Raw genomic sequence first — 26,044 nt, forward strand, 5'->3', positions numbered from 1 at the left:
GCGCCATCCCCGTAACTACCTGGCCTTCCTCGGACTCGCCGCCGCCCTCTGCTGCTACAAACGCCTCCTCCGCCTCACCACATAGGACACGGTCTAAAGCCTCCCGAGGGAACGACGACGCGCCGAGTGCTGTCAGAACTCGCGAACATCTCGAAGCCGGAAGATCAACGACTGCTGCTCAACCTGACGGAGAAACGCTGCCCCCCCCAGAAGTCGATCCTGGAACACCTGGTCAGAGCCCGTCACGCAAGGGCGTCGCCGAAGCCCTCCGAACCCGGCCCGCGCCGGCGGTGGCGCTGGCCCAGGGCAGCCTTCCCGGGGGCCCGGAGCATCGGGCCGGCCCCCCGGCGGCAACCGCGCGGGGCTGGCAGACGCCCAGCTCAGCGCACCCGCCCCCGCGGCTTCAAGGGCGTCGTCGGCAGGGCGGGGGCCTCCAGGCGGGGGCCCGCGTAGCCGTGGACCTCGCCGAAGCGGGTGCCGGTGCGCCAGGCCTCGCGGGCCTCTACGATGTCCTCACCTGACCTGCCGACGAAGTTCCAGAACATGACGATGCGTTCGGCGAAGGGCTCGCCGCCCAGGAGCATCAGGGAGCTGTCGGTGGCGGCGTGGAGGGGGAGTTCGGTGCGGCCCGCGCCGAGGTAGAGCATCGAGCCGGGGGTCACGCGGACGCCGTCGACGTCGGCGGAGCCGGACATGGCGAGGACGGCGTACTCGAAGTCGGGCTGGAGGGGGAGGCGGGCCCGGGTGCCCTCGGGGAGGGTGAGGTCGGCGCCGACGATCGGGGTGTGGGTGGTGCCGGGCGAGACGGTGCCGTCGAGTTCGCCGAGGATGACGGTGGCGTGCAAGCCGCCGCCGGTGACGGCGGGCAGCTCCGGGTGGTGCTCGAAGGCGGGCGGGATGTCCAGGCGGGTGCCGGGGAGGGCGACCCACAGCTGGGCGCCGTGCAGGTAGCGGGCGTGGTCGCGCGGGGACTCCTCGGAGTGGGAGATGCCGCGGCCGGAGGTCATCAGGCCCAGCTCGCGCGGGCGTACTGTCTGCTTGCTGCCGAGGCTGTCGCGGTGCAGCACCTCGCCCTCGTGCAGCCAGCTGACGGTCTGCAGGCCGGTGTGCGGGTGCGGCGGCACCTGCATGCCGGGCTCCTGGGCGATGTCGTCGGGCCCGTAGTGGTCGACGAAGCACCAGGCGCCGACCATGCGGCGGCCCAGGTTCGGCAGCAGCCTGCGCACCTGCGTGCTCTCGCCGAGCGGCACGGTGCGGGCGGTGAGCAGTTCGTGGACGGGGGCGGCGGAGACGTCCTGGCGGCCGCCGCAGACGGTGGGGGCGGGCTTCACGTCGAGGTTGCTCATACGCCGATCATGCACCGGGCCGCCCGCCCGGGCGCGGGAGCGGGTGGTTGAATCGCCGCATGGACGAAGGCATGCAGGGGGGCGGGGGCGCGGGCGGGCTGTCCGCGGACGAGGTCATCGACATCGTCGACGAGCACGACGTGGTCGTCGGCCGGGCGCGGCGCGCGGAGGCGTACGCCCGCGGCCTGCGGCACCGGGCCGCCTTCGTGCTGGTGACGGACGGCGCCGGGCGGGTGTTCGTGCACCGCCGCACCGCGCAGAAGCTGGTCTTCCCCTCTCTCCACGACCTGTTCGTGGGCGGTGTGCTGGGCACGGGCGAGTCCTACGACGACGCCGCGCACCGCGAGGCCGAGGAGGAGCTCGGCGTCAGCGGGCTGCCGCGGCCCGAGCCGCTCTTCCGCTTCCTCTACGAGGACGGCGCGCACAGCTGGTGGTCCGCCGTCTACCAGGTGCGCTGCGACCTGCCGGTGGCGCCGCAGCCCGAGGAGGTCGCCTGGCACGGCTTCCTGACGCGCGAGGAGCTGGAAAGGCGCCTCACGGAGTGGCAGTGGGTGCCGGACGGCCTGGAGGCCTGGCGCCGGCTGCAGGCCTGGCGCGCGGAGCACCCCGGACGGGACTGAGCAGCGGCCGGAGCGGCGCCGGCGGACGGGCGCGGGCCCGCACGTCGTGCGCCCGGCGGCTCCGGCGAGCGGCGAGCGGCGGGCGCGGGCAGCGGGCTCGGGCAGCGGGCGCGGGCAGCGGGCTCGGGCAGCGAGCGGCGGACTGCGAGCGGCGGGCTCGGGCAGCGGGCTGCGGGCTCGGGCAGCGGGCGCGGGCGGCGGACTGCGAGCGGCGGGCGCGGACGGCGGGCTCGGGCAGCGGGCGCCGGGCGCGGACGGCGGGCTCGGGCTCGGGCTCGGGGTCTTCCCGCCCCTCAGAGCAGCAGCAGGCCCGCCAGTACCGACACCGCGTTCGCCGCCGTCGAGGCCGCGTACGGCTCGGGCCCCCGCAGCCGCAGCAGACGCGCCGCCAGCCACCCCTCGGCCAGCACCACCGCGGTCTCGGCCGCTGCGAGGGCGGGCCAGTAGGCACCGGACGGCACACCGCGGAGGAACCACCACAGCAGCGGGTGCGTCACACAGTTGACGATCACGGCGGCGGCCGCCGTACGCCCTGGTGGGGTCCGGGACGCGGCGGTCAGCGCGGCCGCGTAGACGGGCACCTCGGTCGCCACGGTGAGGGCGAGGGCCGCGGGATAGGACACGGCGGGATCGTGTCACGGGGAGGGAAGCCATGGCCAGTGCGGTCGGTGCGGGGGTGGCGGCGGGCGGTCTGCCCGGCCGCGGCCGGATCCGCGGGAGCGACGGGACGCGCGTGGTGGGCGGCGGACCGGTCGCCGGGTTCGCGCTGCTGACGGTGGCCGTCCTGGCGGTCTCGCTGCGGATGCCCGCGGGCACCGCTGTGGTGGGGCTGGCGGGCCTGGGCATCCTGCACAACGTGCTGGAGCTGCGCTACATGGCGGGCCGCTTCGAGCAGGTGCTGCACGGAGCCTTCCTGCGGCTGCTGGCCGCGCTGATCACCGGCATCGTGCTGTGCCGGGTGCTGCCCGCCTCGGCCGCCACCCGCGACGGCGAGATCCTGCTCGCGTACGGGCTGCTCGCGGTGGCGTGCGCGCACGCGCTGCGGCACCGGCCGCGGGTGCTGGCGGCGGCCGGTGCGCTGATCGCCGCGGCGGCGACGGCGTCGCTGAGTTTCCCCGCCTACCACTTCGTGGTCCTCACGCACCTGCACAACGTGGTGCCGCTGGTCTTCCTGTGGGAGTGGTCGCGCGGCATGGGCCGCGGCCGGCGGCTCTTCCGCGCGGTGCAGACGGGCTGGGTGCTGGTGATCCCGGCGCTCGTCCTGGCCGGCGCCTTCGACCCGCTGATGGGCGCCGGCTCGGGCTGGACCGCGCGGCTGTCGGCGGCGTACACCCCGCCCGCGTGGCTGCACAGCGGCGCCGAGCTGCGCTTCGTCACCGTCTTCGCCTTCATGGCGCTGATGCACTACCTGGTGTGGGTGTGGTTCATGCCGCGCTACGCACCCGACGCGACCGCGGCCTTCGAGCAGCGGGTGCCGGTGCTCGGCGCCCGCCGGGCGTGGGCGCTCGGCCTGGGCGCGGGCGCCGCGCTCGCCGCGCTGTTCGTGAGCGACTACGACCAGGGCACCTCGGTCTACTCGGCGCTCGCGAGCTACCACGCCTACCTGGAATTCCCGGTCCTGCTGATGCTCGTCCTCGGCATGGGCCCGAAGGCCGCTCCCGGCCTCGCCCCGACCACTACGACCGCTGCCGCCGGAGGCACCGCATGACCACGACCAGCACCGCCGCCGTCCTGCTCGCCGACATCGCCCCCCGCCGGGATTCGGGTGGCGGCGACCACACCGCGGTCGTCGTGGTGTCGGTCGTGCTCGTCGTCGCCCTGGTGGTGCTGGTGTACGCGGCGGTGCAGCGTCGCCGCAGGTGACCGGGGCCGACGGCGGCCGGGGGCGGGGCCCGCGGGTGGGCCGCGGCGGCACCGCTTAGTGTGGACGGGTGAGCGTATTCGACCGGCTGGACGGGGCGCGTGACGCGGTCCGGCTGTGGTTCGCACCGGCCCGGGTCCAGGAGGAGGGCGAGACCCCGGACTACCGGTTCTCGCTCGCCAACGAGCGGACCTTCCTGGCCTGGATCCGTACCGCGCTCGCGCTGATCGGCGGCGGTTTCGCCGTCGACCAGTTCCTCACCGACCACCTGACGCACGGGGCCCGGGTGACCTTCGCGCTGGCCCTGCTCGCCGGGGGTGTCGCGTGCACGCTGCGGGCGGTCAACCACTGGGTGCGGTGCGAGCGGGCCATGCGCCGCGGCGCCGATCTGCCGGTCTCCCGCTTCCCCGCGGTGCTGGCGGTGCTCATAGGGGTGATCGCGCTGGTGATGGTCGGTGTGGTGGTCGCGGGCTGGGCCGGATGACGTCCCGGCGGCTGCCGGTCGAGACCGACCGCGATCCCGGGCTCCAGCCGGAGCGCACCCGCCTGGCGTGGCGGCGCACCACGCTGAGCTGCGCGGTCGTCGCGGTGCTGGCGGGGCGCCAGGCGCTGCACGGCGGCGCCGGGTACGTCACCCTCACCGTGGGCCTCGCCGGCCTGGTCTTCCTGGCCTTCCTCCGGCTCGCCCACCACCGCATCCAGCGGCTGGTCGCCCCCCGCCCGCGGCTGCTCCCGCACGCCACCGCCCTGGCGGTCGCGGCGTGCATGCTCGCCCTCGCGCTCTTCGGTGCCGTGGTGGTGTGGTGAGGGCCGCGCACGGGAGTGCGTAGTATCCGTGGGTGGCCCGGTGCCGGGACGCCGCGGGGCCTGGGGCCGGGCGTGGCGTTCGGCCCGTGGGCGTATCGGTGGCTGAGGGAGGCACGGGCGATGGTGGCTGGAGCCGCGGCGGGCACGGTGATCGTGGTCATGGGGGTGTCGGGTTCCGGGAAGTCGACCGTGGGGGGCCTGCTCGCGGAGCGGCTGGGCGTGGAGTACGCGGAGGCCGACGACTTCCACCCGGCCGCGAACGTCGCCAAGATGGCGGCGGGGCAGCCGCTGGACGACGCCGACCGGGCGCCGTGGCTGGACGCGATAGCGGAGTGGATCGCCGGGCGCGGCGACCGGGGCGGGGTCGTGAGCTGCTCGGCGCTGCGCCGCCGTTACCGGGACCGGCTGCGGGCCGCCGGGTCCGGGGTCTTCTTCCTGCACCTGGACGGCTCGCCGGAGCTGATCGCGGCCCGGCTGGCCGCGCGGACGGGGCACTTCATGCCCGCGGGGCTGCTCGGGTCGCAGTTCGGGGCGCTGGAGCCGCTGGACGCCGACGAGCCGGGGGCTGCCGTGCCGCTGGACGGCGGGCCCGTGGAGATCACCGAGCGGGCGCTCGCGGTACTGCCGCGCTGACCGCCGCCGCCCGCACCCGCCGCCCGGCGGCGTTGACGGCGTGCGGCCGCCGCGTCACCAGCGCGGCACGCTCGGGGCCCGCCAGGCGGGGTCGGCCTTGCGCATCGCGGCGACGTCGTCGCGGTCGCGCATCGTGCCGTCGTCGTCCAGCCACCGCCGGTGCAGCTTCCCGAGGGCGTCGCGGTCCAGTTCGACGCCGAGGCCGGGCAGGTCGGAGACGGTCAGGGCGCCGCCGGTGAAGACGTGGCGCTCGGTGATGACGTCCTCCGTCTGCCACGGGTAGTGCGAGTCGCACGCGTAGTCCAGGTTGGGCACGGTGGCCGCGACGTGCGTCATGGCGGCAAGGCTGATGCCCAGGTGGGTGTTGGAGTGCATGGACAGGCCCACCCCGAAGGTGCGGCAGACGGCCGCGAGCTGCTGGGTGTTGCGCAGCCCGCCCCAGTAGTGGTGGTCGGACAGCACCACCTGGACGGCGTCGCGCGCGAAGGCCTCCTTGATCTCCTGGAAGGTCGTCACGCACATGTTGGTGGCGAGCGGCACGTCCGTGCCCTGCGCCACCTCGGCCATCTCGGCGGTGCTGCCCGCCGGGTCCTCCAGGTACTCCAGCACGCCGGCGAGTTCGCGGGCGACGTGCAGGGAGGTCGCGGCCGACCAGGCGCCGTTGGGATCCAGGCGCAGCGGCCTGCCGGGGAAGGCGTCGGCCAGCGCGCGGATCGCGGCGATCTCCTGCTCGGGCGGGAAGACGCCGCCCTTGAGCTTGAAGGAGCCGAAGCCGTGGGTGGCGGCGAATCGGCGGGCCTGCGCGACGACGCCGGCCGGGTCGAGGGCGGCGCCCCAGTCGTCGGGCTCGCCCTGGCCCTGCGGGTGGCCGTCGAGCTTGTAGAAGAGGTAGGCGCTGTAGTCGACGGTGTCGCGGACCTTGCCGCCGAGCAGGGCGTGGACGGGCAGGCCGACGATCTTGCCGAGCGCGTCGAGGCAGGCGACCTCGAAGCCGGAGATGACCGACAGGCGCAGCTTGTCGGCGGTCTGGACGCCGCGCAGGCCGCCGGCGGCCACGGAGTCGGAGGTCCCGGTGACGTCGCCGCAGACCTGCTCGGCGAGCGTGAACAGGCCGTTCAGGTCGGTGACGGAGTGGCCCGGCAGGGCGGCGGCGAGGGGGGCGGCGAGGTTCAGGTAGCGGGTGTCGCCGTAGGTCTCGCCGATGCCGGACGTACCGTCGGCGGTGACGATCTCGACGACGAGGCGGGGCGTGTGGGGCTGGTGGACGCCGTGGGTGTTGAGCAGCGGCGGATCGGCGATGAGGATGGGGGTCAGGCGCACCTCGGCGATCGTGAACGCGGTGGAGGGCCCGGCAGGACCCGCAGTCTGTATATATGAATCACGTTCACCCATGAATCCGCAGCTTATGCGGGCCGCGCGTGAGCCGTCAACGCGGGCGGGAGCACGGCGCGAGTCCGGCGCACGCACCGCCCGGTGCCCGTCCCGCCCGGGAACTGGACCCCATACCGACCAGTCGGTACGATTCGCTCATGACCCGTACGACCGACACCGACCACCCCCGCGGGCTGGACCTCGACCGGCTGCGCCGCCACCTCGACGAGCACCGCCCCGGCCTCGTGACCGGTCCCCTGCGGGCCGAGCTGGTGCAGGGCGGCCGCTCCAACCTCACCTACCGGGTCACCGACGGAGCCGGCACCTGGGTCGTCCGCCGCCCGCCGCTCGGCCACGTCCTGGCCACGGCGCACGACATGGGCCGCGAGCACCGGGTGATCAGCGCGCTCGCCCCGACCCCGGTCCCGGTGCCCGGCACGGTGCTGATGTGCGAGGACGCCGAGGTCGTCGGGGCGCCCTTCTACGTCATGGACTTCGTCCCCGGCACCCCCTACCGCACCGAGGACCAGCTGACCGCGCTCGGGCCCGAGCGCACCAGGGCCGTGGCCCTGACCCTCGTCGACACCCTCGTCGACCTGCACGCGGTGGAGCCCGGCGCGGTGGGCCTGGCGGACTTCGGGCGACCCGAGGGCTTCCTCGACCGGCAGCTGCGCCGCTGGGGCAAGCAGCTGGAGGCCTCGCGCAGCCGCGAGCTGGCCGGCATCGACGAGCTGCGCGGCGCGCTCGGCCGCTCGCTCCCGCACTCCCCCGCACCCGCCGTCGTGCACGGCGACTACCGCCTCGACAACGTCCTCTTCGACGCCGGCGACCGCCTCACCGCCGTCCTGGACTGGGAGATGTCGACGCTCGGCGACCCGCTCACCGACCTCGGCCTGCTGGTGATGTACGGCGAGCAGCACGACATCCCCGGCTTCCCCGTCCCCACCGCCTCCGGCGCCCCCGGCCACCCGGACGCCGCCGAGGTCGTGGAGCGGTACGCGCGGCGCTCGGGACGGGACGTGTCGGACGTCGACTGGTACACCGCGTTCGCGTACTTCAAACTCGCGGTCATCCTCGAAGGCATCCACTACCGCTGGACGCTCGGCCAGACCCTCGGCGCCGGCTTCGACAGCATCGGCACCGTCGTCCCGCTCTTCATCGAACGCGGACTGCGTACCATCCGCCGCCGCCCCCGGGCCGCGGCGCAGACCACCGCCACGCACCAGGAGGACTGAGCACGATGGACTTCGCCTTCGACGCCCGCACCGAGGAGCTGCGCGCGAAGCTCGGCGCCTTCCTCGACGAGCACGTGTACCCCGCCGAGGCCGTCTTCGCCGCGCAGCACGAGCAGGCGGCACCGGACGCGCACTGGAGCGTCCCGCCGGTCGTGGCGGAGCTGAAGGCCGAGGCGAGGCGGCAGGGCCTGTGGAACCTGTTCCTGCCCGGTGACCTGGGCGCGGGCCTGACCAACCTGCAGTACGCCCCGCTGGCCGAACTCACCGGCCGCAGCCCCTTCCTGGCCCCGGCCGCCCTCAACTGCGCCGCGCCGGACACCGGCAACATGGAGGTGCTCGCCGAGTTCGGCACCCCCGAGCAGCGCAAGGAGTGGCTGGAGCCGCTGCTGTCCGGCGACATCCGCTCCGCCTTCGCCATGACCGAGCCGGACGTCGCCTCGTCGGACGCGACCAACGTCGAGACCCGCATCGAGCGGGACGGCGACAGCTACGTCGTCAACGGCCGCAAGTGGTACATCTCCGGGGCGATGAACCCGGACTGCGCCGTCCTCATCGTCATGGGCAAGACGGACCCGGCCGCCGAACGGCACCGCCAGCAGAGCCAGATCCTCGTCCCCCGCGACACCCCCGGTGTGGAGATCCGCCGCGGCATGCGGCTCTTCGGCTACGACGACGCCGACCACGGCGGCCATGCCGAGGTCGTCTTCCGCGACGTACGGGTGCCCGCGGCGAACCTCATCGGCGAGGAGGGCGGCGGTTTCGCCATCGCCCAGGCGCGGTTGGGGCCCGGCCGGATCCACCACTGCATGCGGCTGATCGGCATGGCCGAGCGCGCCCTGGAGCTGATGTGCCGCCGCGTCGCCGGGCGGGTCGCCTTCGGCAAGCCGCTGGCCGCGCAGGGTGTGGTGCAGGAGTGGATCGCCGAGTCGCGCGTCGAGATCGAGCAGCTGCGGCTGCTGGTGCTCAAGACGGCGTGGCTGATGGACACCGTGGGCAACAAGGGCGCGCACACCGAGATCCAGGCCATCAAGATCGCCACCCCCGGCACGGTCCAGCGGATCGTCGACCGCGCGATCCAGGCCCACGGCGCCGCAGGCGTCTCCCAGGACTCCCCGCTCGCCCGCCTGTGGGCCGGCGCCCGGAGCCTCCGCCTGGCGGACGGGCCCGACGAGGTCCACCGCCGCTCGCTGGCCCGCCGCGAGCTGGCCCGCCACACCTGACGGGCCGTACGTGCGTGCCCCGGCAGCGGGCCGGGGCACGCACGCGGTTCCGGGCGCGCTACGGCACCAGCGCCAGCCGGCCCACCGTACGGCCGTCCGCCACGGACTGCACCGCCTCCGGGGCGTCGGACAGGGGGCGGGAGGCGACGAGGGGGCGGACGGTGCCGGCCGCGGCGAGGGCGGTGAGCTCCGCGTGGGCGGCGCGCACGGACTCCGGGTCGCGGGCGGCGTACAGGCCCCAGTGCAGGCCCAGGATCGAGTAGTTCTTGACCAGGGCGTGGCTGAGGGCGGGGGCCTGGACGGTGCCTCCGGCGAAGCCCACCACGACGATGCGGCCCTCGAAGGCGACGCACTTGGTGGAACGGGCGTAGGCGTCGCCGCCGACCGGGTCGTAGACGACGTCGGCGCCGCGGCCGCCGGTGGCCTCCTTGACGGCGGCCACGAAGTCCTCGGTGTGCCGGTCGACCACCAGGTCGGCGCCCAGCCCGCGGGCGGCCTCCGCCTTGTCCGCCCCGCCGACGACGCCGATCACGAACGCGCCCGCGGCCTTGCCGAGCTGGACGGCGGCGCTGCCGACGCCCCCGGCAGCGGCGTGCACGAGCAGGGTCTCGCCGGGGCGGAGGGCGGCGCGGCGGTGCAGGCCGAACCAGCCGGTCTGGTAGCCGATGTGCAGTACCGCGGCGGCCGGGTCGTCCAGCGCCGCGGGCGCGGGCAGCACGCCCGCCGCGGGCACCACGGCGTGTTCGGCGAAGGCGCCGCCGGGCAGGGCCGCGGTGCTGATGACGCGGTCGCCCTCGGAAAGGCCCGTGACGCCCGGGCCGAGCGCCGTGATCTCGCCGCACATCTCCACGCCGGGGGTGAAGGGCAGCGGCGGGCGGATCTGGTACTGGCCCCGGCACAGCAGCGCGTCGGGGAAGTTGACACCCGCGGCGCGCACCCGCAGGCGCACCTCGCCGGGGCCGGGTTCGGGCTGCGGGACGTCGTCGAGGCGCATCACCTCGCGCGGTTCGCCGTTGCCGTGGACGCGCCATGCCTTCACGCGGGTGCTCCCGTCGGGGTCAGGACCGCCGCACCGAGTGCAGCAGCAGGTCGGAGAATTCGCCGGCCACCTGCTGCGCGGACAGCGGCCCGTCCGCGTGGTACCAGGTGCCGAGGTGGTGCACGGAGCCGAAGAAGAAGTCGACGACCAGGTCCGGCCGCAGCTCGGGCCGGAAGTGGCCGTCGCGCTGTCCCTCCTCGACGAGCGAGCGGAAGCGCTCGTGGTAGCGGCGGCGTTCGGCCCGTACCGCCTTCTGCTTCTCCGGGCTCAGCTGGTGCATCGACCGGAAGAAGATCTTGGTGTCGTCCAGGTTCTCGATGCTGGTGACGACGACGTCGGCCGCGGCCTCCGCGAGCCGCTCGGGCACCGGGGTGCCGCGGGAGGCGATGGCGTCGAGCCGCTCGGTCTGCAGCCGCAGCACACGGGCGTAGACCTCGTGCAGCAGATCGTCCTTGGAGCCGAAGTAGTGGTAGAGCGCGCCCTTGGTGACGCCCGCGGCCTCCACGATCTCCTGCACGGAGGTGCGGTCGTAGCCGCGCTCGGCGAACAGCCGGGTGGCCTCGGCGAGCAGCCGCTCGGGCACCGCCGCCGCGGCCTGGCCGCCCTCCGAGCGCCCCGTGCCGCCGCCTTCCCCCGTGGTCCCGCGTGCCATCGCCTGCCCCTTCCTCGTACTCCCCGTCGAGCCGTTCCGGCCGCTACGGACCTTATCCGGCCGTCAAGGGCTCATCCGGACGCGGCCTTCAGCTCGCGGCGCAGGATCTTGCCCGTGGCGGTCTTCGGCAGCTCGGGCAGCACCTCGACCTCGCGCGGGTACTTGTAGGCCGCCAGCCGCTCGCGGCAGTGGGCGACGATCTCGGACGGCTCGGCGACGGCGCCGGGACGCAGGCTCACGTACGCCTTGACGCTCTCCCCGCGGTAGGAATCGGGGACGCCGACGACCGCGGCCTCGCGCACCGCCGGGTGGGTGTAGAGGACGTCCTCGACCTCGCGCGGCCACACCTTGAAGCCGGACGCGTTGATCATGTCCTTCTTGCGGTCGACGACGTAGAGCCAGCCCTCGGCGTCCATGAAGCCGATGTCGCCGGTACGCAGCTCGCCGCCGGGGAGGGCGGCGCGGGAGGCCTCCGGCTGGTTCCAGTAGCCGGGGACGACCATCGGGCCGCTGACGGCGATCTCGCCCGGCTCGCCGAAGGGCAGCTCGGCGCCGTCGTCGTCGAGGATCCGCACCATGGTGCCCGGGCCGGGCACGCCGACGGCGAGTGTGCCGGACGCGGCGTCCACCGGGGCCTCGTAGCCGGGCGGGACGCTGGCGCAGGGGGCGGAGCACTCGGTCAGGCCGTAGCCGTTGGCGAGGTAGAGGCCGCCGGCCCGGGCCCGGAAGGCCTCGACGACGGCGGGCGGCAGCGGGGCCCCGCCGGAGGAGATCAGGCGGAAGGACGCGAAGTCCTCCGCGGTGGCGTCGGGACGGGCCAGCAGCGCCATGTAGGCCGTGGCGGGGCCGACGGTGTAGGCGGGGCGGTGCTCGCGGAAGGCGTCGAGGACGACACCGGGCTCGAAGCGGTGGGCCAGCACGAGGGTGTGGCCGCCGGCCAGCGCCGCGGACAGCTCGCACACCATGCCGGTGATGTGGAAGAGCGGGGCCAGCGCGAAGACCGCGGAGTCGGCGGGCAGCGCCTGGACGCGCACCTGGCGGTGGGCGTTGAAGGAGAGGTTGCCGTGCGTGTTGAGCGCGCCCTTGGGCCGGCCGCTGGTGCCCGAGGTGTAGCTGATCAGGGCGGTGCCGGCGGCGGCCGGGAGGGGAAGGTGCGGGCGCGGCCCGGCGGCGGCGCGGGCCGCGTCGAGCACGTCCCGGGCGTCGTCGGCGGGTATCCGGGGGGCGGTGAGCACGCGCGGGTCGTCCCGCGTCTGGAGGTCGCGCTCGCAGGCCGTCAGCACGATGCGCACGGGCGACTGCGCGACGGTCTCCCGTACGTACTCGGCCCAGGCGCGTTCGGAGCAGACCAGGGCGGCGGCGCCCGCGTCGTCGAGGATGTGCGCCAGCTCCCCGCGCTTGTACATCGGGTTGACGGGCACGGCCGTGCCGCCCGCCTTCCACGCCGCGAGCAGCGCCACCACGAACTGCGGCACATTCTGCAGCAGGAGGGCGAGCCGGTCGCCGGGGGCGAAGCCGCGGCCGGCGAGGTGGCGGGCCAGGCCGTCGGAGAGGGCGTCCAGCTCGCCGTAGGTCAGGGCGCCGTCGAAGTACGCCACCGCCCGCCGCCCGGGGTGCTCGGCGGCGCGGGCGAGGAAGCCGTGCAGCACGGACGGCGGGAAGTCGCGGTCCTCGCGCTGCTCGTCGGTGAAGAACCGCAGCCAGGGCTGGTCGGCGTATCCGGTCATGCCTTCCGCTCCTTCCCGGGGCGGGCCGCCGTTGCCGCCTCGTACTCGCGCTGGAGCCGGTTCATCCCGCGGAGCCAGCGTTCCGGTTCCGCGGCGCGCGCGGCGTGGTAGCCGGCGACCTCGGGGTGCGGAAGGATCAGGAACCGCTCCTCGGCGATGCCGGCCAGCACCGCGCGCGCGACGTCCTCCGGCTCGATGGCGGTGGGCGCGAGCACCAGCTCCCCGGCGGGCCCGGCGGCGTCCAGCATCGCGGTGCGCACACCCTGCGGGCAGACGGCGTGCACCCGGACGCCGCGGTGGCGGTAGGTGAGCGAGAGCCACTCGGCGAAGGCCAGGGCGCCGTGCTTGGTCACCGAGTACGGGGCCGCGCCGATCATCGTCAGCAGGCCGGCGGCCGAAACGGTCGACACGAAGCGCCCGCCGCCGCGCTCCAGCCACTCCGGCAGCAGCGCGCGGGCGGCGCGGACATGGCTCATCACGTTGACGTCCCAGGCCAGCTCCCAGGCGGCGTCGTCCGCCTCGGGACCGCCGCCGGTGGCGACGCCGGCGTTGGCGCAGAAGACGTCGACGCCGCCGCCGAGGGCGGTACGGGCGGCGGGCACGATCCCGGAGGCGTCCCCGGCGACGACGGCGGCGCCGATCTCGCCGGCGACCGCGCGGGCCGCGTCCGCGTCGAGGTCGTTGACGGCCACGCGGGCGCCCTCGGCCGCGAAGGCGCGCGCCAGCGCGGCACCGATGCCGCCCCCCGCGCCCGTGACGACCACCCGCGCACCGCGCAGTGCTTCCACCACCATCGTGTCTCCCTCGACTCGACGCCCGGCCTCTCCCCCGTGCGCATACTAAGCGGTCGGTCACTGAATGCGGAAGGGGCGGCGGCGGACGGGGCCGCCCGCCGGCCCGGCCGTCCCGCACTGCGGCCACCCGCACACCCACGGCCAGGACCTGGGAGGACACGCCGGATTGACCGGGTTTCACCCGGCCGAGGGATGGACGCGGCGGGCAGGATGTCGGGATGATGGGCGCAGAGCGGACAATCACGGATCTTTCCGTGATCCGGGACGGGCGAGGGGGAGCCGAGCCATGACCGTGAAAAGCGTGCAGCCCTACTGGGACCTGACGTTCGACGCGGAAGGTGATCCCGATCCGGAGCAGCGCGACGCGCTCCTCGCACACGCCGCCGGCCACACCGACCTGGTGCTCTTCTCCCACGGCTGGAACAACGACCTGTCCAGCGCCTGCCGCCTCTACGACCGCTTCTACGCACCCTTCCCCGGGCTGCTCGCCGCCTACCCGGCCGTGCGTCCGGCGTACGCCGGGGTGCACTGGCCCTCCATGCGCTTCTCGGACGAGCCGATCGCGGACTTCCCGCGCATCGCCGACGTCACCGTGCCCGGTTCCGGCGCCGACATCGCGGTCCTCAAACGGGTGCTGCCCGGTCACGACGCGGAGGCCGACCGGATCGCGGAGCTGCTGCGGCGGCAGCCCGACGAGCCGGAGGCCCTGGAGGAGTTCGCCGGGCTGGTGCGCACGCTGACCGGCGCGGGGCCCGTGTCCGCGGCCCTGGCCCAGGACTTCGGCGGCGCCGGGGGCGGCGCGCTGCCCGCGCTCTTCACCGGCAAGCCGGACGCGGTGTGCCGCGAGCTGGCCGACGCGCTGGCCGCCACGGTCGGGCCCGAGGACGACGCGGAGGCCCTGCTGGGCGGCGTGGGGAAGAAGATCTGGGCCGGGGCGCGCGAGATGCTGCGCCAGGCCACGTACTTCGCGATGAAGGGCCGGGCCGGCAGGGTCGGCAGGGCGGGGCTCGGGCCGTTCCTCGGGCAGCTGGCGGAGTGCGCGCCCTGGACGCGGGTGCATCTGGTGGGGCACAGCTTCGGCGCCCGGCTGGTCGCCTTCGCCCTGGCCGGACTGCCGGCCACGGCGCACAACGTCGCCTCGGTCACGCTGCTCCAGGGCGCCTTCTCGCACTCCGCCTTCTCCCCCGGCGGCGCGCTCGACGGGATGCAGCACCGGGTGCACGGGCCGGTGGTGGCCGGGCACTCCCGCCATGACTCCGCGCTGGGCGTCCTCTACCCGCTGGCTTCCCGGCTGTCCGGGGACGACCGCTCCCTGCTGGGCGACGGGCGCTGGGGCGCGCTGGGCCACGACGGCTTCCACGGCCTTCCGGCCTCCCCCGCGCTGCCCCTGGCGGCGGCCCTCGGCAAGGGTTTCCCGCCCGCGGGCTGCGTGAGCGTCGACGCCTCGGCGGCGGTGTGCCACGGCGGCCCGCCGTGCGGCGCCCACAGCGACATCTGCCACCCGGAGCTGGCCCGCCTGGTGCTGCGGGCGGGCGCGCTCATCGCGTAGCCGGGGCGCGCCCGCCGGGTGGGGCCGGCCCGGGAGGACCGGCCCCACGGCGCAGCCGCGGTACGGCTGCGGTTCAGCGGTGCGCGGGGAATTCCACGACCTGCTGGTAGGTCGGGCGGTTCTGCCAGCTGATGCGGTCGTCGGTGACACCGCCCAGCGGCCGCTGGACGATGGAGTCCGCGCACCACTGGTCGCCCGCCGGGCACCCGTCGTCGCCCGGGTAGACGGTGGTGGCCGGCACCGCCGCGGCCTGCTTGAGGGTGCTCAGCAGCATGTCGCGGCAGGCGGCGAGCTGTCCGCCGCCGCAGTAGGACTGCGCCAGCGGCCCGGCGACCGGCTGCCCCAGCACCCTGCGCAGGTCCTTGTCGACATAGCTCCACCAGCCGTACTGGAAGGCGCTTCCGGCGTGCGAGCCCGTCGGCCCGTGCCCGGCGGAGGGCGACTCGTCGACGGTGAGGTCGGCGGTCAGCGCGGTGTAGAGGTCACTGCCGAGGCCGGGCTGGAACTCGCCCTGCACGAGCAGCGGCCACCACGCGTCCATGACCCGTACGGCGTCCGCGTCGGCGTACGTGTGCGAGCCCGGCGAGGACTCGTGCCGCCTGGTACCCGCCGCCTGCCACGCCGTCAGCTGCTGTACGGCCGCGGCCTCCTGCGGGTCGGTGACGGGCGCGGCCGCGATGACCTGGAGCAGGTCGGGCAGCACGTCCTCGCCGCGCAGGTCGGTGAGCGCCGCGTCGTCCATCGCCGCGGCCAGCGCCGACCGGGTCACCCCGCCGGCCCGGGTGAGCGCCTTGACGCGGTCCTCCAGCAGGTCGGCGCGGTGCACGGAGCCGTTGCCGAAGCCCGCGGAGGTGTATCCCGGGGCCTGCTTGTTGTTCCAGGAGATGAAGTAGTCCTGGTCGACGGACTGCGGGTGCTGGGCGGGCGGGGTGTAGGAGGCGGTGTTGGCCGCCGCGTCCCAGCCGCGCCAGTCGTACGCGGCCTGCGCCCACACCGGGAAGGACGCGTCGACACCGGCGGCGCGCACCGGGTTGGTGCCGCTGTTGTAGTACGCGGTGTGCTGCGAGTCGGCGTAGAACCAGTTGAAGGTGTAGTTGATGTCCTGCGCGGCGGCCTGGAAGGACGCCGGGTCGTGGACGAACCCCGGGTCGTTCAGCTCCTGGAAACCGATGATCGAGTCGGCCTCGTGGCGGTAGGAGCTGCGCAGCTGCGTGTAGGCGACGGGCTTGCCGCCCACCGTGGCGCGGTATTCGACCGGGCCGTAGGCGGTGCGCCAGATCTCCATGCGGTAGGAGCCGGCCGCCGTGGAGTCGGCGAGCGTGGGCTTCCAGGAGTTGGTGCGCTCCAGCTTCTCCATGGCGGTGCACTGGCCGTGGAAGAGGTAGTGCGTCGCGTCCTGGCACAGCTCGACGGCGTAGGTGTCGGTGACGTCCTGGGACGCGGAGGTCGCGCTCCAGGCGTAGTCCTGGCCGCGGCCCAGCTCGACGTACATGCCCAGGCCCGCGAAGGAGGCGCCGCGGGCGCTGATGCCGGGGCCCTGGAGTTCCTGGAGCATGAGCAGCTGCGGTGCGAAGTAGCCGGTCTGGGGGCCGAAGACGGCCACCGGGTGGCCGCTCGCGGTGTGCGCGCCGCTCACGACGAGGGCGTTGGACATGCCCTTCCTGGTGGAGAAGAGGGTGCCGGGCAGCACGCCCGGGCTCGCGGTGGTGGTGAGCTGGGCGCCGCCGGTCGCGTCGTGGACGAGCGGTTCCGCGGTGACGGAGCCGGGGTCGGGCAGCGCTTCGCCCTGCGCGGTGGCGGGCCTGCCCGCGTAGGGGAAGCTGGTGCCGTCGTGGACGGTCGAGGTGGCCTCGGGGTCGTCGCGCTCGCGGAAGGACTCCCAGACCTTCGTCCCCTCCGTGACGCCGTACTTCTGCTGCGCGGCCAGCAGCGACAGCGCCGACTGCACCTCGCCGCCGCCCCCGGTGCCGAACAGCGCGCCGACCACGGAGGCCAGCGCGATGAGGTCGGTGAGCCGGAAGGGCTCGATGGTGCCGGCGTTGGTGAGGGCGTCGACGTGCCCGGTCAGCACGTACTCGCCGGGGAAGTAGCGGCCGTTCTTCGCGGCGGTGACGTAGGCGTTGATGCCGTCGACGTACGCCTGCGCGTCGGCGAGCGCCTGCTGCCCGCGGGTGCCGCCGTTGGCGGAGAGCCAGTCGATCTGCGCCTGGAGGTCGGCCTCGGTGTACGGGGCCTGGCGCCAGAACTCCTGCTCCAGGCCGCGGTTGGCGGCGGCCCCGCCGGCGAAGGACGACAGCTCGCCGCGCCCGACGTGCCGGAAGAGGTCCATGAGCCAGAGCCGGTCCTGCGCGGCCGCGTACCCGGCGCCGAACTCGGTGCCCGCGCGCGTGGTGCCCTTGATGTGCGGGACGCCGGTGGCCCTGTCGCGGGTGATCGTGACGTCGGAGCGCGGGCTGCTGACCGAGGCCACCTGGCTCGCGGGGACACCGAAGGAGGCGTCGTTGAAGAACCTGGTGATCGTCGCGTCGGTGAGGGCGGGGTAGCCGTCGGCGAGGGCGGCGTACGGGCCGAGCTGGTCGGCGGTGTGCGCGGGGCGGGTGCCGAGCGTCTTGTTGGCGAGGATGTCGGCGAGCGTGGCGTTGCCGTTCTCGCCGGGCGGCAGGATGTCGGCGCACTGGCCCGCGCAGTAGTCGCCGGAGCCGGCGGCGTGCGCGGACGGCGGCGCGGGGGCCACGAGGGTCGCCGCGAGCGCCAGGAGGGCGCCCGCGGCGGCCGTTCTGAGCACGCCTTTGCTGCCGGTCCGTCGTGGGGTCCGTAGCGGCATGTCTGCTCCTTCCGGAAGCCGGTGGGCGGAGGTTACCGCCGGTTATCCCGACCCGGAAGATGAACATGCGTCAGCTTTTCGACTTCCGCACAACTCGCCGCCGCAGGACGTGCGGTGCGGGCCTCAGCCGGCCGCGCGCAGCACGAAGACGCCCCAGCCCAGGTAGCGGCGGTTCCACTCCAGGTGGGTGCGGCGGGCGTGGGCGAGGAACGCGCGCATGTCGGCGGCGTCGGGGTGGTCGGACGGGTGCTCGCGCAGCCAGTCCGAGATCGCGAACCACTGCTCGGCGGCGTAGCGGTCCCAGCTGTCGCCGTCGGCCAGCACCATCTCCAGCAGCTCCATGCCCGCGGACTCGAAGCGGTCCAGCGTGCCGACGAGCGAGGTGAAGTCGTCCGGCGCCACGCCGTTCGCCTCCAGGGCGCCCGCGGGCGCGGGGTCGTTCCAGTACGGCTCGCCGATCAGCATCAGGCCGCCGGGCCGCAGCGCGGGCCGCAGCAGGTCGATCGTGCCGGCCAGACCGCCGCCGATCCACGTCGCGCCGACGCACGACACGACGTCGTAGGCGCCGGGCTCCGCCCGGTAGGCGCCCGCGTCCGCGCGGACGAACTCCACCGCGTCCGCGACGCCGAGCTCGGCCGCCCGCTCGCGGGCCGCGGTCAGGAACACCTCGCTGAGATCGACGCCGGTGCCGCTCGTGCCGTACCGCTGCGCCCAGCGGACCAGCATCTCGCCCTTGCCGCAGGCCAGATCGAGCTGCCGCTGCCCCTTGCCGAGCCGGCAGACGTCACCGAGCAGCATCAGCTTCTCCTCGGTGATCGGATTGAGGATGCGGTGCCGGGACTCGGCGATCTCGTGATGGCGCAGGCTCATGCGGTTCCTCGGTCCTCGGTCTCGTGCGTCTCGCGTCGCGTGACGGGCCCGGCGCGGCTCGCCGGGCCCGTCAGGAATCCTGCCGCAAGGCGTCGGCGGTGGCGCGGTCGGCCGGCAGGAAGGCCTCCAGTTTCAGCTCCGCGATGGTGACGTCGGCGGCGGTGGCGAAGACCGCGACGGTCGTCATGAGGCGCAGTGGCCCGCGCGAGGCGGAGTCCAGCTCCATGGGCACCGTGAAGCCGAGCGCGGCGTCGGCCCCCTCACCGGGCGCGGGTACGTACCCGGCCAGCTCGTCGTACAGCGCCGCGAGCCGGTCGTCGGGATTGCGCCGCTGCTCCTCGCGCAGGGCCTCGATGACGTGCCGGGCCCACTGCGGGAAGTTGCGGATGCGCGGGGCCATGCCCGCCGGATGCAGCGCCAGCCGCAGGATGTTGGCCCGCGGGCCGAGGAGCGCGGGGTCCGAGCCCTCCGTCATCACGCCGAAGGCGGAGTTGGAGCCGACCAGGTCACCGTAGCGGTCGACGACGATGGCGGGGTAGGGCAGGTGGCCGGTCAGGATGTGGTCCAGCGCCTCCAGGGCCGGGGCGAGCGCGGGGTCGGCGAGGTCGCGCTGCGGGTGCACGGGCGCGTAACCGGCGGCGAGCAGCAGCCCGTTGCGCTCGCGCAGCGGCAGCGCGAGCGAGTCGGCGATCCGGGCGACGAGCGCGCGCCCCGGCGTGGAGCGGCCGTTCTCGATGAAGCTGATGTGGCGCTGTGTGGTCCCGGCGCGCAGCGCCAGCTCCAGCTGGCTCAGCCGCCGCCGGGTGCGGCTGGCGCGCAGCGCCTCGGAGAAGGTCAGGCCGGCGGAGGGGAGGGCCGCGCCACCCCGCGGGCGGCCGCCCGCACGTCCGACGGTGCCGGTGCCCGGCGCGGCGGTCACGGCCGCCTCCCGGCGGCCGCCCGCGGGGTGGCGCGGCCCGGCCGGAGCGGCGGTACGCGGAAGGGCGTGCGCGCCCGCGGCGGCCGGGCCGCCGCGGGGACCGCCGCTCCGGGGGGCGTTCCGCGGCCGCGGGAGAGCGGCTTCCGGGAGCCCGCGGCGGCGGGGAGAGGGTGTCGTGAGGGGCTGTCCACAGGTCCTTTCTAGCCCTGCCCCGGTCGCACCGGCCATTCCCTGCCGGGAATTGAGGGCAGAGGCCCCGGCTGCCGACGATCGGCGGCATGACACGCGTATCCACCGGCGAGAACCCCGCCCCCGGCAGCCCCGGAACCGCTCCGAGCACCGCGTCCCGCCCACCGGAGGGGGCAGCGGGCCACGGGCCCGGCCCCGTGCCCGGCCCGCAGGGGGCGCGCACCGAGCCCGTACGGCTCGGCGTCTTCGTACCCAGCACCGCCGCGCAGTGGGGCCCCGGGACCGACCCGCGGGAGGTCCTCGCCTTCGGCGTGCGGGCCGAGCGGGCCGGCTTCGACTCGCTGTGGGTCACCGACTCGCTGCTCACCCCGCGGCTCGAAGCCCTCAGCACGCTCGCCGCGCTCGCCGCGGTGACGGAACGCGTCACCCTCGGCACGGGGGCGCTGCTGCCCGCGCTGCGCACGCCCGTGCAGGCCGCGCAGACGATCGCCTCGGTGGACCTGCTGTCGGGCGGACGCCTGGTGCTGGGCGTCGGCGCGGGCTTCCCGGGACGCTTCGGGCAGCCCGTCTACGCGATGGCCGGCACGCCGTGGCCGCGCCGCTTCCGGCGGCTGGACGAGACGGTGGAGCTGTGGCGGCGGCTGTGGGCGGGCGACGGCCCGGTCACCTACCACGGCGAGGTGCTGCGGTTCGACGACGTCGCGCCCGGCACCCGCACCTTCCGGCCGGGCGGCCCGCCCGTCTGGCTGGGCGGCGCCACCCCCGCCGCGCTGGCCCGCACGGGACGCCTCTACGACGGCTGGCTGCCCTACCCGCCCGATCCCGCGGACTACGGCGCGGGCCTCGCCGCCGTCCGCGCCTCCGCGGCGCGGGCGGGGCGCGGGGCGGCGCCCTTCAGCCCGGCGCTGTTCGTGAACGTCCTGCTCACCGGGGCGGCGGACGGCGGGCAGGCGGCCCTGGAGGCGTACGCGCGGGCCACCTACGGGCTGCCGCTCGCGCAGATGGCGTCGATCCAGGCCCTGGCGGCGGGCACGCCCGAGGCCGTCGTGGACACGCTCGGCCGCTACGTCGCGCAGGGGGCGCGGCATCTGGTGCTGCGCCCGGCGGTGCCGGACATGGCCGCGCTGCCGGGCCAGCTGGAAGGGCTCGCGGCGCTGCGCCCGGCGCTCGACGCCTCGGTCCCCGCCGACCCGCCCGTGGTCGCCGTACCGGACGCGCCGGGTGGCGCGCGGCGTTGACAGCCCGGTACACCGCAACCATGCTGAGCAAGCGCTTGGAAACCCGCGGCACACCAGCGTCCAGCCCGACCACCCGTCACCGCCCGGAGGCCCCGCCCATGTCCCAGCAGCCCCGCGTCTTCGCCTCGCCCGACGAGCTGCGGGCCGCCGTCGGTGAGCAGCTCGGCTGGACGGACTGGCTGGAGATCGAGCAGAAGCGCGTCGACGCCTTCGCCGAGGCCACCGGCGACCACCAGTGGATCCACGTCGACCCCGGGCGGGCGGCGCAGGGTCCCTTCGGCGGCACCATCGCGCACGGCTTCCTGACGCTCTCGCTCATCCCGTCGCTGACGCCGCAGCTCTTCCGGGTCGAGGGCGTGCGCATGGGCGTCAACTACGGCGTGAACAAGGTGCGTTTCCCGGCACCCGTGCCGGTCGGCTCGCGGCTGCGCGCGACAGCGGTGATCGCCGACGTCTCGGAGGCCGGCGGCGGCTTCCAGGTCGTCACCCGGGTGACGATCGAGCGCGAGGGCGGGGAGAAGCCGGTGTGCGTGGCCGAGACGGTGGCGCGCTTCTACCTCTGAGCCGGCTCCGGGCCGTCCGCCCGCACCATCCGCAGCACGAGGTCGGCGTACAGCGCGCCGACCTCGTCGGGCGTGCGGCGCCCGGCGGGGTTGAACCAGCGGGCCACGTCGATGCACAGCGACAGCACGGCGAGGGTCGTGCCCGGCACCTCGGGCACGTCGAACTCCCCGGCGGCCACGCCGTCGGCGATGATCGCGCGGATCGCCTCCTCGCTCTGCCGCCGCAGCACGACGATCTCGGCGTAGTGGTCCTCGGCGAGCGCGCCCAGCTCGTACTGCACGACGCGCCCGGTGGTGTGGTGCTCGGCGTGCCAGCGCACGAAGGCGTGGACGGCCGACGCGAGCCGGTCGGCGGCGCTGCCGCCGCTGTCGCGCGCCTGGCCCAGCATCGCGAGCGAGCGCAGGTGGCCGACCTTGCTGATCTGGTAGAGCAGCTCTTCCTTGGTCCTGTAGTGGATGTAGAGCGCCGCGGGGCTCATCCCGGCCCGCCCGGCGATGTCCCGGGTGGTCGTCGCGTGGTAGCCGCGCTCGGCGAACGCCTGCACCGCGGCGATCACCAGCCGCCTGGCGGCGTCGGGGGTGACGTCCTCCCACGCCTCGCCGGTTGCCGCCTCCGCACTCATCGCTCGCACGCTCCTCGGACCTGTCCGCACGGCCGTCCGCCGTGTCCCGTCCCGCCGGCCGGGCCGGCCATCAGGTTGTCAGGGTCACACCCTACCCGGGCGGGTGAGCAAGCGCTTAGCGGTGCCGGCGGGTCTCAGAAGGCGGACACCCCCGTCAGGGAGCGGCCTATCAGCAGCTTGTGGATCTGGCTCGTGCCCTCGTACAGCGTCATGACGCGGGCGTCGCGCAGCAGCTTGCCCACCGGGTACTCGTCGATGTAGCCGTAGCCGCCGAAGACCTGGAGCGCGTTGTTCGCGCAGCGCACCGCGGCCTCGCTCGCGTGCAGCTTGGCGACGGACGACTCGGTCGCGAAGGGCTGCCCGCGGTCGATGAGGTCGGCGACCTGCCACGTCAGCAGGCGCGCGGCCGACACGTCCACGGCGATGTCGGCGAGCAGCTCCTGCACGAGCTGGCGGCCCGCGATCGGCGCGCCGAACTGCTCGCGCTGCCCCGCGTAGCCGACCGCCGCGTCCAGGCACGCCTGGGCGATGCCGACGCAGCCCGCCGCGACCGACATCCGCCCCTTGGCCAGCGCCGACATCGCGACCGAGAAGCCCTTGCCCTCGGGCCCGAGCAGCGCGCCCGCGGGGACGCGGACAGCGTCGAGCGTGATCTCCGCGGTCGCCTGGCCGCGCAGCCCGAGCTTGCCGTGGATCTCCCGGCGGGTCAGCCCCTTTGTGTCCGCCGGCACCAGGAAGGCGCTCACCCCGCGGTGGCCGTCGGCGGGGGTGCCGGTGCGGGCGAAGAGCAGGACGACGTCGGCCCAGGTGCCGTTGGTGATGAACGTCTTGGCGCCGGTGATGACGTAGCCGTCGCCGTCCCGGACGGCGCGGGTGGTCAGGTTCGCCGCGTCGGAGCCCGTGCCGGGCTCGGTGAGGCCGAAGCAGCCGATCGCGTCGCCCGAGGTGAGCCGGGGCAGCCACTGCTCCTTCTGCGCCCGGCTCCCCCAGTGCGCGACGGACTTGGCGACGAGCCCGAGGGAGACGGACACGATGCCCCGCACGGACGAGTCCGCGCGCCCCAGCTCCTCGGTGACCAGGCAGTACGCCAGGTGGTCGCCGCCCGAACCGCCGTACTCCTCGCCGATGGTCAGGCCGAGGAAGCCGACCGCGCCGAGCTTCTTGACGATCGCCCGGTCCACGGCCTCGGCGCGGTCCCACGCCGCCGCGTGGGGGATGATCTCCCGCTCGGCGAAATCCCTGGCCAGGGCCTTCGTGTCGGCCTGCTCCGCGGACAGCCCGAACGTCACGGCCATGTCCCTCCCGCCTTTCCGTCCCGGCGCGATGCCGCCTCCCGCCGGTGCGGCGCACCCGGCGCGGGGAAGCAGAAACTACCATCGCTAGTTTTCTGTCGGCAGCCTCTACTATGTGGCGCATGGCCCGCCCCCGCAAGCCTCTGCTGAGCCGCGACCGCATCGTCACGACCGCGCTCGCGCTCGTCGACGCCGAGGGCCTGGCCGCGCTCTCCACCCGGCGGCTGGCGGCGGAGCTGGGGGTGAGCGGCCCCTCCCTCTACAACCACTTCGCCACCAAGGAGGCGATCCTCGACGCCGTCGCCGACACCGTGATCGGGCAGGTCGACGTGTCGATGTTCGAGAGCGGAGCGGCGGGCGGGACCGACTGGCGGCAGGCTCTGCTGGCATGGGGCCGCTCCTACCGGGCGGCGCTCAGCGCGCACCCCAACATCGTGCCCTTCCTCGCCGTCGGCCCCGGGCTGCGCCCCGCGGGCCTGCGGATGGCCGACGCCGTGTTCGGGGGCATGGTGGAGGCCGGCTGGCCGCCCGCGCAGGCCACCAGGATCGGCGCCGCGATGCGCTACTTCGTGACCGGCTCGGCGCTCGGCTCCTTCGCGGGCGGCTTCGTCGGCGACGCCACCGCGTACGACCCGGCCGACTACCCGCACCTCGGCCAGGCGCACCTGCTGGCCCGGCACCGCGAGCGGGTCGACGAGGGCGCCTTCGACACCGGCCTGCGGGCGCTCATCGACGGTCTGGCGCTCCAGTACGCCGAGGCGGGCGGGACCGAGGTGTCCGAAGACAGCCGGGCGGCGAACGGCGGCTGACAGGATGGCGCCATGTCGACTCCGGAGTCAGCGGTGACGGGCGCGCACGGCCTCGTCCAGGTCAACTACCACAAGTACGACGGCACTCTGCACTGGAACCTGCGGATGCACCGGCTCGGCGAGGACGAGCACGGGGTGTGGCTCGGGCTGCCGCCGAACGGCGTGATGCGCAAGGGGCACAATCCGGACATCACCATAGCCGAGGCCCACGTCCTGCTCTTCCCCCGCGACGCGTGGTGGACGGCCGTCTTCAACGCGGCGCCGCGCAGCACCGAGATCTACTGCGACATCACCACACCGCCGCAGTGGCCCTCACCGGACGAGGTGACGATGGTCGACCTCGACCTCGACGTGCTGCGCAAGCGCGACGCGCCGCAGCCGCTGCTCGTCGACGAGGACGAGTTCGCCGAGCACCAGGTGCGGTTCGGCTACCCGCCCGACGTCATCGCCTCGGCGCGGGCGTCCGCGCAGTGGCTGATGGACGCGGTGGCGCGGGGCACGGGCCCGTTCGGCGGCGCGCACCGGCCGTGGCTGGCGATGGTGGACCCGGCGGTGTGACACGCGCCGGCCGGTCCGCCCACGGGGCACGGGAGGCACGGACACGGGGCGCTCAGAAGACGACGAGCGTGCGGCCGCCGCGGCCCGCCGTCATCGCCTCGAAGGCCGCCGGGATGCCGTCCAGGCCGATCCGGTCGGTGACCATGGCGGACAGGTCGAACCGGCCCTCGCGCACGTGCTCGGCGAGGACGGGCAGGTCCTCGGCCGGGTCGCAGTTGCCGTACACGCAGCCGGACAGGGTGCGGCCGAAGTAGAACAGCTCCAGCGCGCTGAAGGTGACCTTCTGGTCCTGGCCGCCGATGCCGACCACCGTCGTCCGCCCGCCGCGGCGCGTGCACGACCAGGCCGCGCGGATGGTCTCCGCGCGGCCCGCGCACTCGACGGCGACGTCGGCGCCGTGGCCGCCGGTCAGCCCGCGGACGGCGCGGGCGGTGTCCTGCCCTTCGCCCGCGAGGAGGAAGTCGGTCGCGCCCGCGGCGCGCGCCAGCTCCTCCTTGCCGGCGGCCACGTCGACGGCGACGATCCGCCCGGCGCCCGCGATCCGCGCGGCCTGGACTACCGCGAGGCCCACACCGCCGATGCCGTGGACGGCGACCGACTCGCCCTCGCGCACCGCCGCCGCGTGGTGCACGGCGCCGTAGCCGGTCAGCACCGCGCAGCCGAGCAGCGCCGCGTCCGCGAGCGGCACGCCCTCGGGCAGCGGCAGCACCGCGCCCGCGGCGACCACGGTCTCCTCGGCGAAGACGGCGGTGCCCAGGCCGGGGTGCAGCGCGGTGCCGTCGGCGGCGAGCGTCGCGTACGGCTTCGCGCCCGCCGCTCCCGCGTTGGCGCACAGCCACGGCTCGCCGAGCCCGCAGAAGTGGCAGGTGCCGCACGCGGGCGCCCAGTTGAGCACGACCGGGTCGCCGGGCGCGACATGGCCGACGCCCTCGCCGACCGCGACGACCGTCCCGGCGCCCTCGTGGCCGAGCACCGCGGGGACGGGCTGGCGCAGCGTGCCGTTGGACAGCGACAGGTCGGAGTGGCACACGCCCGCCGCCGCGAGCCGTACCCGCACCTGGCCGGGGCCGGGATCGGGCAGCTCGATGTCGGTGACGACCAGCGGTGCGTTGACGGCGGGCAGGACGGCGGCGCGGACCACGGCTGTCTCCTGATCGGTGCGGTGGGGCGGGCGGACGGTGGGCTGAGGGGCGGACGGCACAGGGCACTGCCGGGTGGCGGCTTGTCGATGTGCCGATGTGCCGATGGGCCTGTGTGCCTGTGGGTCTCCGCGTGCCCGTGGGTCGACGAGCCGTCTCCCCCCGG

26 protein-coding genes are annotated in these 26,044 nt (G+C 75.0%); 13 read left to right on the forward strand and 13 right to left on the reverse strand.

Annotation, left to right across the window (positions count from 1 at the left end; genetic code table 11):
* Positions 1-380: 380 nt before the first annotated feature.
* A complete protein-coding gene (locus tag ACH4SE_RS33525; RefSeq protein WP_398547333.1) occupies positions 381-1,346 on the reverse strand; it encodes a pirin family protein in 966 nt (321 codons plus the stop codon).
* A gap of 59 nt (positions 1,347-1,405) precedes the next feature.
* Here ACH4SE_RS33525 and ACH4SE_RS33530 point away from each other — a divergent pair, with 59 nt between their 5' ends.
* Entirely contained in the window at positions 1,406-1,966 is a 561-nt protein-coding gene (locus ACH4SE_RS33530; RefSeq protein ID WP_398547334.1) for an NUDIX hydrolase, read from the forward strand.
* 293 nt (positions 1,967-2,259) lie between these two features.
* Here ACH4SE_RS33530 and ACH4SE_RS33535 read toward each other — a convergent pair whose 3' ends face one another.
* Positions 2,260-2,589: a hypothetical protein gene (locus ACH4SE_RS33535; protein WP_398547335.1), complete on the reverse strand. Its 330-nt coding sequence runs from the start codon at positions 2,587-2,589 to the stop codon at positions 2,260-2,262.
* Positions 2,590-2,618: 29 nt separating this feature from the next.
* Here ACH4SE_RS33535 and ACH4SE_RS33540 point away from each other — a divergent pair, with 29 nt between their 5' ends.
* The 5 genes from ACH4SE_RS33540 to ACH4SE_RS33560 all read left to right on the forward strand — a co-directional run bounded on the left by ACH4SE_RS33540 (position 2,619) and on the right by ACH4SE_RS33560 (position 5,267).
* Positions 2,619-3,674, forward strand: coding sequence for a hypothetical protein (locus ACH4SE_RS33540; RefSeq protein WP_398547336.1), 1,056 nt, complete (start codon positions 2,619-2,621; stop codon positions 3,672-3,674).
* Positions 3,671-3,829: a hypothetical protein gene (locus ACH4SE_RS33545; RefSeq protein ID WP_398547337.1), complete on the forward strand. Its 159-nt coding sequence runs from the start codon at positions 3,671-3,673 to the stop codon at positions 3,827-3,829. The genes ACH4SE_RS33540 and ACH4SE_RS33545 overlap by 4 nt, the downstream gene beginning before the upstream one ends.
* A gap of 86 nt (positions 3,830-3,915) precedes the next feature.
* Positions 3,916-4,311, forward strand: a complete 396-nt coding sequence (locus ACH4SE_RS33550; RefSeq protein ID WP_398547406.1) for a YidH family protein — start codon at positions 3,916-3,918, stop codon at positions 4,309-4,311.
* A complete protein-coding gene (locus ACH4SE_RS33555; RefSeq protein ID WP_398547338.1) occupies positions 4,308-4,634 on the forward strand; it encodes a DUF202 domain-containing protein in 327 nt (108 codons plus the stop codon). The genes ACH4SE_RS33550 and ACH4SE_RS33555 overlap by 4 nt, the downstream gene beginning before the upstream one ends.
* A gap of 120 nt (positions 4,635-4,754) precedes the next feature.
* The gene (locus ACH4SE_RS33560; protein ID WP_398547339.1) at positions 4,755-5,267 is read left to right on the forward strand and encodes a gluconokinase; all 513 of its coding nucleotides are present in this window, start codon (positions 4,755-4,757) and stop codon (positions 5,265-5,267) included.
* Between the two features lie 54 nt (positions 5,268-5,321).
* Here ACH4SE_RS33560 and ACH4SE_RS33565 read toward each other — a convergent pair whose 3' ends face one another.
* Positions 5,322-6,659, reverse strand: a complete 1,338-nt coding sequence (locus ACH4SE_RS33565; protein ID WP_398547340.1) for a glucarate dehydratase family protein — start codon at positions 6,657-6,659, stop codon at positions 5,322-5,324.
* Positions 6,660-6,796: 137 nt separating this feature from the next.
* On the opposite strand from ACH4SE_RS33565, the gene ACH4SE_RS33570 reads away from it, so the two are divergent.
* Complete coding sequence (locus ACH4SE_RS33570; RefSeq protein WP_398547341.1) at positions 6,797-7,873, forward strand: phosphotransferase family protein; 1,077 nt, start codon at positions 6,797-6,799, stop codon at positions 7,871-7,873.
* Between the two features lie 5 nt (positions 7,874-7,878).
* Positions 7,879-9,093: an acyl-CoA dehydrogenase family protein gene (locus ACH4SE_RS33575; protein WP_398547342.1), complete on the forward strand. Its 1,215-nt coding sequence runs from the start codon at positions 7,879-7,881 to the stop codon at positions 9,091-9,093.
* A 58-nt stretch (positions 9,094-9,151) separates the two neighbouring features.
* On the opposite strand, the gene ACH4SE_RS33580 is transcribed toward ACH4SE_RS33575, so the two are convergent.
* The 4 genes from ACH4SE_RS33580 to ACH4SE_RS33595 all read right to left on the reverse strand — a co-directional run bounded on the left by ACH4SE_RS33580 (position 9,152) and on the right by ACH4SE_RS33595 (position 13,305).
* Positions 9,152-10,132: an NADPH:quinone oxidoreductase family protein gene (locus ACH4SE_RS33580; protein ID WP_398547343.1), complete on the reverse strand. Its 981-nt coding sequence runs from the start codon at positions 10,130-10,132 to the stop codon at positions 9,152-9,154.
* 19 nt (positions 10,133-10,151) lie between these two features.
* Entirely contained in the window at positions 10,152-10,784 is a 633-nt protein-coding gene (locus tag ACH4SE_RS33585; RefSeq protein WP_398547344.1) for a TetR/AcrR family transcriptional regulator, read from the reverse strand.
* A gap of 71 nt (positions 10,785-10,855) precedes the next feature.
* Entirely contained in the window at positions 10,856-12,511 is a 1,656-nt protein-coding gene (locus ACH4SE_RS33590) for a class I adenylate-forming enzyme family protein (RefSeq protein ID WP_398547345.1), read from the reverse strand.
* Positions 12,508-13,305: an SDR family oxidoreductase gene (locus ACH4SE_RS33595; protein ID WP_398547346.1), complete on the reverse strand. Its 798-nt coding sequence runs from the start codon at positions 13,303-13,305 to the stop codon at positions 12,508-12,510. The genes ACH4SE_RS33590 and ACH4SE_RS33595 overlap by 4 nt, the downstream gene beginning before the upstream one ends.
* A 286-nt stretch (positions 13,306-13,591) precedes the next feature.
* On the opposite strand from ACH4SE_RS33595, the gene ACH4SE_RS33600 reads away from it, so the two are divergent.
* Complete coding sequence (locus ACH4SE_RS33600) at positions 13,592-14,854, forward strand: serine-threonine protein kinase (RefSeq protein ID WP_398547347.1); 1,263 nt, start codon at positions 13,592-13,594, stop codon at positions 14,852-14,854.
* Between the two features lie 73 nt (positions 14,855-14,927).
* On the opposite strand, the gene ACH4SE_RS33605 is transcribed toward ACH4SE_RS33600, so the two are convergent.
* The 3 genes from ACH4SE_RS33605 to ACH4SE_RS33615 all read right to left on the reverse strand — a co-directional run bounded on the left by ACH4SE_RS33605 (position 14,928) and on the right by ACH4SE_RS33615 (position 19,386).
* Positions 14,928-17,678 (reverse strand): penicillin acylase family protein, encoded by a 2,751-nt coding sequence (locus ACH4SE_RS33605; RefSeq protein ID WP_398547348.1) that lies wholly within the window; start codon positions 17,676-17,678, stop codon positions 14,928-14,930.
* A 123-nt stretch (positions 17,679-17,801) separates the two neighbouring features.
* Positions 17,802-18,548, reverse strand: a complete 747-nt coding sequence (locus tag ACH4SE_RS33610; protein WP_398547349.1) for an SAM-dependent methyltransferase — start codon at positions 18,546-18,548, stop codon at positions 17,802-17,804.
* 70 nt (positions 18,549-18,618) lie between these two features.
* Positions 18,619-19,386 (reverse strand): helix-turn-helix domain-containing protein, encoded by a 768-nt coding sequence (locus ACH4SE_RS33615; RefSeq protein WP_398547407.1) that lies wholly within the window; start codon positions 19,384-19,386, stop codon positions 18,619-18,621.
* Between the two features lie 359 nt (positions 19,387-19,745).
* Here ACH4SE_RS33615 and ACH4SE_RS33620 point away from each other — a divergent pair, with 359 nt between their 5' ends.
* Positions 19,746-20,894: an LLM class flavin-dependent oxidoreductase gene (locus tag ACH4SE_RS33620; RefSeq protein ID WP_398547350.1), complete on the forward strand. Its 1,149-nt coding sequence runs from the start codon at positions 19,746-19,748 to the stop codon at positions 20,892-20,894.
* A 98-nt stretch (positions 20,895-20,992) separates the two neighbouring features.
* Positions 20,993-21,457, forward strand: a complete 465-nt coding sequence (locus tag ACH4SE_RS33625; protein ID WP_398547351.1) for a MaoC family dehydratase — start codon at positions 20,993-20,995, stop codon at positions 21,455-21,457.
* On the opposite strand, the gene ACH4SE_RS33630 is transcribed toward ACH4SE_RS33625, so the two are convergent.
* Both ACH4SE_RS33630 and ACH4SE_RS33635 read right to left on the reverse strand, forming a co-directional pair.
* A complete protein-coding gene (locus ACH4SE_RS33630; protein WP_398547352.1) occupies positions 21,448-22,080 on the reverse strand; it encodes a TetR/AcrR family transcriptional regulator in 633 nt (210 codons plus the stop codon). The two genes, ACH4SE_RS33625 and ACH4SE_RS33630, sit on opposite strands and share 10 nt — an antisense overlap.
* A 134-nt stretch (positions 22,081-22,214) precedes the next feature.
* Positions 22,215-23,375, reverse strand: a complete 1,161-nt coding sequence (locus ACH4SE_RS33635) for an acyl-CoA dehydrogenase family protein (RefSeq protein WP_398547353.1) — start codon at positions 23,373-23,375, stop codon at positions 22,215-22,217.
* Positions 23,376-23,494: 119 nt separating this feature from the next.
* On the opposite strand from ACH4SE_RS33635, the gene ACH4SE_RS33640 reads away from it, so the two are divergent.
* A complete protein-coding gene (locus tag ACH4SE_RS33640; RefSeq protein ID WP_398547354.1) occupies positions 23,495-24,181 on the forward strand; it encodes a TetR/AcrR family transcriptional regulator in 687 nt (228 codons plus the stop codon).
* A 12-nt stretch (positions 24,182-24,193) separates the two neighbouring features.
* On the forward strand, positions 24,194-24,739 hold the full coding sequence (locus ACH4SE_RS33645; protein ID WP_398547355.1) for a DUF402 domain-containing protein: 546 nt from the start codon (positions 24,194-24,196) through the stop codon (positions 24,737-24,739).
* A gap of 52 nt (positions 24,740-24,791) precedes the next feature.
* Here the strand turns inward: ACH4SE_RS33645 and ACH4SE_RS33650 are convergent, their stop codons facing one another.
* Positions 24,792-25,880 carry a Zn-dependent alcohol dehydrogenase gene (locus ACH4SE_RS33650; protein WP_398547356.1) on the reverse strand — a complete coding sequence of 363 codons (1,089 nt, stop codon included), beginning with the start codon at positions 25,878-25,880 and terminating at the stop codon, positions 24,792-24,794.
* Between the last annotated feature and the right edge of the window lie 164 nt (positions 25,881-26,044).

The sequence above is a fragment of the Streptomyces sp. NPDC020983 genome (assembly GCF_044333485.1).
Taxonomy (GTDB): domain Bacteria; phylum Actinomycetota; class Actinomycetes; order Streptomycetales; family Streptomycetaceae; genus Actinacidiphila.